The following is a 4926-nucleotide window of genomic DNA, read 5'->3' as shown; positions in this document are numbered from 1 at the left end:
GCCACCAAGCTGGCCTTGAAGCGGGCGCTGAACAACGAGCCGTCGGTCGAGGAGCTGATCGCCAACCGCCACACCATCAAGCACGACATGGACGATTGGTCCTGATGTCCTGATGTCGGCCCGGCGGCGGACCGGGGCGGCCCCGCTCTGCTAACGTTTCCCCATGAGCCTCTTGCCCGCCTTCGCCCTGCTGGACGACCGTGATGCCACGCCCGAGCGGCCGGTCAGCCGCTTGTACGAGGACCTGGCGCACGAGCATCGCTGCACCGACCCGGCCACGCTGGACGCCACCTGGGCCCAGGTGGAAGCCGACCAGCGCGCCGGCCTGCACGCGGTGCTGCTGGCCGACTACGAATGGGGCGCCAAGCTGCTGCGCGCAGGCCATGCGGCACTGGCGGCTGATGACGCTTCGGCGCTGCGCGTGCTGATGTTCCGCCGCCTGCGCCGCCTCTCGCGCGACGAGGTGGACGCCTGGCTGACCGAGCGTGAAGGTCAGCCCGAGCCCGGCCCGGCCGGCGTGGCCGGCCTGCAGCCCAGCGTAGCCCGCCAGGCCTTCGTCAGCGCCATCGGCCGCGTGCACGAGGCCATCCGCGCGGGTGAGACCTACCAGATCAACTACACCTACCGTCTGCACGGCCAGGCCTATGGCCATCCGCTGGCGCTGTTCCGCCGGCTGCGGCAGCGGCAGCCGGTGTCGTACGGCGCGCTCATCGTGGCGGGCGACGGCGAGGTGGTGCTGAGCTGCTCACCCGAGCTGTTCCTGCGGCATGAAGCCGGCCTGCTCACCGCCCGGCCGATGAAGGGCACCGCGCCGCGCATCGCTGTGCCCACCCGCGGCCCCGAAGGCGACAGCGAAACCGCCCGCCTGCTGCACGAAGACATCAAGAACCGCGCCGAGAACCTGATGATCGTGGACCTGCTGCGCAACGACCTCGGCCGCGTCGCGCAGACCGGCTCGGTGCGGGTGCCGGCGCTGTTCTCGATCGAGCCCTACACCACACTGTTCCAGATGACCTCCACCGTGCAGGCGCGGCCGCGGCCTGGCCTGGGCTTTGCCGAGCTGCTGCGCGCCACCTTCCCGTGCGGCAGCATCACCGGCGCGCCCAAGCACCACACCATGGAACTGATCGCCGGGCTGGAAACCACGCCGCGCGGCCTGTACTGCGGCGCCATCGGCTGGGTGGATGCGCCGGCCGCCGGTGCCACGCTGGGCGACTTCTGTTTGTCGGTGGCCATCCGCACGCTGACGCTGGGGCCTGAGCGCCGCGGCCTGCGGCCCGCGCGCCTGGGCGTGGGCGCCGGCATCGTGCTCGACAGCGTGCCCGAAGACGAATTCGAGGAGTGCCGCCTCAAGGCCCGTTTCCTGACCGGCCTGCCGCCGGGCTTCGAGCTGTTCGAGACCCTGCGCTTCGAGCCCGCCAGCGGCCTGCAACAACTCGACCGCCACCTGGCCCGTCTGCGGTCCGGCGCCGCTGCGCTGGGCTTTGCGCTGGACGAAGCGCAACTGCAAGCTGCGATCACCGCCGCGCAGCAGCTCACCGCCACCTCCCGTGTTCGTCTTGCGCTGGCGCACGACGGTCGCGTCAGCCTGACCCACGCCCCGCTGGCCCCGCTGCCGCCCGGCCCGGCCGGCCTGCTGATCTCGCCACACCGCCTGCCCGACGCACAACCGCTGGCCGCCTTCAAGACCACGCTGCGCGCCCACTACGACCAGGGCGTGCGCGAGGCCGAAGCGGCCGGCGGCTTCGACAGCCTGTTCTTCACCCAGGACGGCCGCTTGGTGGAAGGCGGCCGCAGCTCGGTGTTCATCCAGCTGGCCGGCCACTGGTGCACACCGCCGCTGGCCGATGGCGCGCTGCCCGGCGTGATGCGCAGCGTGCTGCTGCAAGACCCGGGTTGGGCCGCCACCGAACGCACGCTCACGATGGCCGACCTGCAGGCGGCCCAGGCCATCGTGGTGTGCAACGCCTTGCGCGGTGCGCTGCCGGCGCAGCTGCTGCCGCTCGGTGGCACTGCTGAGGTCGGGACTGCAGAGGCCGGCGCTGCAGCGCCCGCTGCGCTGCAGGCTGCCTGACGCCGTCGCGCGATGCGTCTGGCGCTGTTCGACCTCGACCACACGCTGATCCCGTTCGACAGCGGCATGGCCTGGACCGGCTTCCTGGCCGGGCAGGGCGTGCTGCCGGCCGATGCGCCCGACACCTACCTGGCCTGGTGCCGGCGCTACGTGGCCGGGCAGGCCGACATCCACGACGTGCACCGCGCCACGGTGGCCCCGCTGGCGGCCTTGAGCGCACCGCAGCTGCAGGCGCTGTTGCAAGCGTTCCAGGCCGAGATGGCGCCGCGCCTGCCCGCCGACATGCGCGCCCTGGTGGCGCACCACCAGCAGCAGGGCGACCTGTGCGCCATCGTCACCGCCACCACCCGCTTGGTGGCCGAGCCGTTCGCGCGGCTCTTCGGCATCGAGCAGCTGCTGGCCACGCAGCCCACGCTGGACGCATGCGGCCTGCCCGATGGCGGCATCGAGGGCGCCCCTTGCCACGGCCCGCACAAGCCCGCCCATGTGGCGGCCTGGCTGGCGGCGCGCGGGCAGGCGTTGCAGCAGTTCGACCAGAGCTTTTTCTATTCCGATTCAGCCAGCGACCTGCCGCTGCTGGAGGCGGTGAGCCACCCGGTGGCCGTGCGGCCTGAGCCGCGCCTGCTGGCGCAGGCCCGCCTGCGCGGCTGGCCGGTGCAGGGCGTCAGCCGCGCGTCAGGCTTGTAACGCTGATCAAGATCGCCAGGGTCTGGCCGACAAATGGTCAGAAATGATGCAGCGATCTTCATGAGCAGTTCGATACCGGCCGATGGCTTTTTCACCCACCACGGCCCCTGGGCCCCCGGCGTGCGGCTGTTCCGGCGCATGCGCTTCGGCGGCAAGGCGCTGCTGGTGTCCATCGCCTTCCTGGTGCCGCTGGTGCTGCTGATGGTGTCGTACCTGAAGGGGGTGTCGGAGTCGCTGACCTTCACCCGCCAGGAGCTGGCCGGCGTGCAGCTGCTGCGCAGCATCGAGCCCTGGCTGATCGAGGTGCAGAAGCAGCGCCGCCGGGTGCTGTCCGGCGAGATGCCGCGGCCCGACATGGCGGCCATCGAGGCGCAGCTGCGCCCGGTGCAGGCGCTGGCGCAGAGCCGGCCCGAGGGCGTGGACGCCACCGCGCTGGTGGCGCAAGCCCTGCAGGCCCACCAGGTGCTGGCGCAGGCGGCCGACCAGCCGGCCCAGCTGGCGCAACGGCTGCAGGCTTACGTGGACGCGCTGCGCTCAATGCGCACCTCGGTGCTCGACGTCTCGGGCCTGTCGCTGGACCCGGAGCAGGCCACCTACTACCTGATGAACGCGGCGGCGCATGGCGCGCCGGAGCTGATCGAGAACATTTCGCGCAGCCGCGGCCTGTCGGGCGCGCTGGCCCGTGGAGGGGCCACGCCCGCGGGCGTGCGTGAGCTGTATGCGGTGTGGTTCACGGCCTCGACCGCCATCGACGGACTGCAGGACGACCTGTCTCGCGCCGCCGCTGCCGAGCCCGGCGTGCGCACCCGGCTGGATGCTGCCGCTGCGCTGCAGCCGGCCAAGGTGTTTCTCGAGGCGGCGGCCAGGCCCTGGTTCGGTGAGGCCTTCCAGGCCGAGGTGCAGGCCCTGAACCCGTCGGGCCAGGCCGCCGTGGATGCGCTGCGCAAGCTCTCGGCCGATGGCAGCGCGATGCTCGAAGCCCTGCTGCGCGCCCGCGAGGCCAAGGCGCTGCTCCAGCGCAACCTCACGCTGGCCTTCACCGCCGGCTCGCTGCTGCTGGGCCTGTACCTGTTTTATGCCTTCTACCTGGTGATGGAAGGTGGCCTGGGCGAGGTGCGCCGCCACCTCAAGGCCATGACGGCCGGCGACCTGACCACCACGCCGCGCCCCTGGGGCCGGGACGAGGCGGCGGCGTTGATGCTGACCCTGGCCGAGATGCAGACCTCGCTGCGCGGCATCGTGGGGGAGGTGCGCCATGCATCCGATGCCATCGTGCATGCCAGCAGCGAGATCGCCGATGCCTCCAGCGACTTGAGCGTGCGCAGCGAGCAGGCCGCCGCCAACCTGCAGGAATCGGCCGCCGCGATGGACGAGATCTCGGCCACGGTGCAGAACACCGCGGCCAGTGTGCAGCGCGCCGCCGACATGGCCGTGGGCAACGCCCGGACGGCCGGCGAGGGCGGCCGCTCCATCGGCGACGTGGTGCGCACCATGGGCGGGGTGCAGGCCTCGTCGCAACGCATCGGCGACATCATCGGCACCATCGACGGCATCGCTTTCCAGACCAACATCCTGGCGCTCAACGCCGCGGTGGAAGCGGCGCGGGCCGGCGAGCAGGGCCGCGGTTTTGCGGTGGTGGCCGGCGAAGTGCGCAGCCTGGCCCAGCGCAGCGCCGAGGCGGCACGCGAGATCAAGGTGTTGATCTCCGAGAGCGTGCAGCGGGTGGAAGAAGGCAGCAGCGTCGTCGGCCAGGCCGGTGAACACATGGGCGAGCTGGTGGGCGCCGCCACCCGCATGCGCGAGCTGATGACCGAGGTGCTGACCGGTACCGAGCAGCAAAGCTCTGGCGTGGCCCAGGTGGGCGTGGCGCTTCAGCAGCTCGACCAGCAGACGCAGCAGAACGCCGCGCTGGTGGAAGAAACCGCCGCCGCGGCCAGCACGCTGCGCCAGCAGGCCCAGGGACTGGCGCAGCGGGTGGCGCGCTTCAGGCTGCCGGCCTGACTCAGGCCCGGCGCGGCCTGGCGTCCGCTCAGCCCGCGCCGGCGCTGCTGCCTTGCTGCAGGAAGTGCTGGCGCACGGCGGCCGGGTCGGTGCCGGCGGCCAGCACGGCTTCCTGCAGCTGCTCGATGGTCACGCCCAAGGCCTCGCACCAGTAGCGCACCACG

The 4926-nt window shown here is 72.0% G+C and carries 5 protein-coding genes; 4 read left to right on the top strand and 1 reads right to left on the bottom strand.

All coding sequences use genetic code 11. The features are described from left to right. From ABNT58_RS01730 to ABNT58_RS01715, 4 genes are all read left to right on the top strand, one after another. The coding region (locus ABNT58_RS01730) for a formaldehyde-activating enzyme (protein ID WP_348751790.1) at positions 1–105 on the top strand (105 nt) is incomplete at its 5' end. Between the two features lie 58 nt (positions 106–163). Further along, entirely contained in the window at positions 164–2074 is a 1911-nt protein-coding gene (pabB, locus tag ABNT58_RS01725) for an aminodeoxychorismate synthase component I (protein ID WP_348751788.1), read from the top strand. 12 nt (positions 2075–2086) lie between these two features. After that, complete coding sequence (locus ABNT58_RS01720; protein WP_348751787.1) at positions 2087–2761, top strand: HAD-IB family hydrolase; 675 nt, start codon at positions 2087–2089, stop codon at positions 2759–2761. Positions 2762–2821: 60 nt separating this feature from the next. Beyond that, entirely contained in the window at positions 2822–4762 is a 1941-nt protein-coding gene (locus ABNT58_RS01715; RefSeq protein WP_348751786.1) for a methyl-accepting chemotaxis protein, read from the top strand. Positions 4763–4790: 28 nt separating this feature from the next. On the opposite strand, the gene ABNT58_RS01710 is transcribed toward ABNT58_RS01715, so the two are convergent. Further along, positions 4791–4922, bottom strand: coding sequence for a DUF3606 domain-containing protein (locus tag ABNT58_RS01710; protein WP_348751789.1), 132 nt, complete (start codon positions 4920–4922; stop codon positions 4791–4793). Positions 4923–4926 lie beyond the last annotated feature (4 nt).

Source organism: uncultured Aquincola sp., from assembly GCF_964001545.1.
Classification (GTDB): domain Bacteria; phylum Pseudomonadota; class Gammaproteobacteria; order Burkholderiales; family Burkholderiaceae_C; genus Aquincola.
This window is presented reverse-complemented; position numbering and strand designations above follow the sequence as displayed.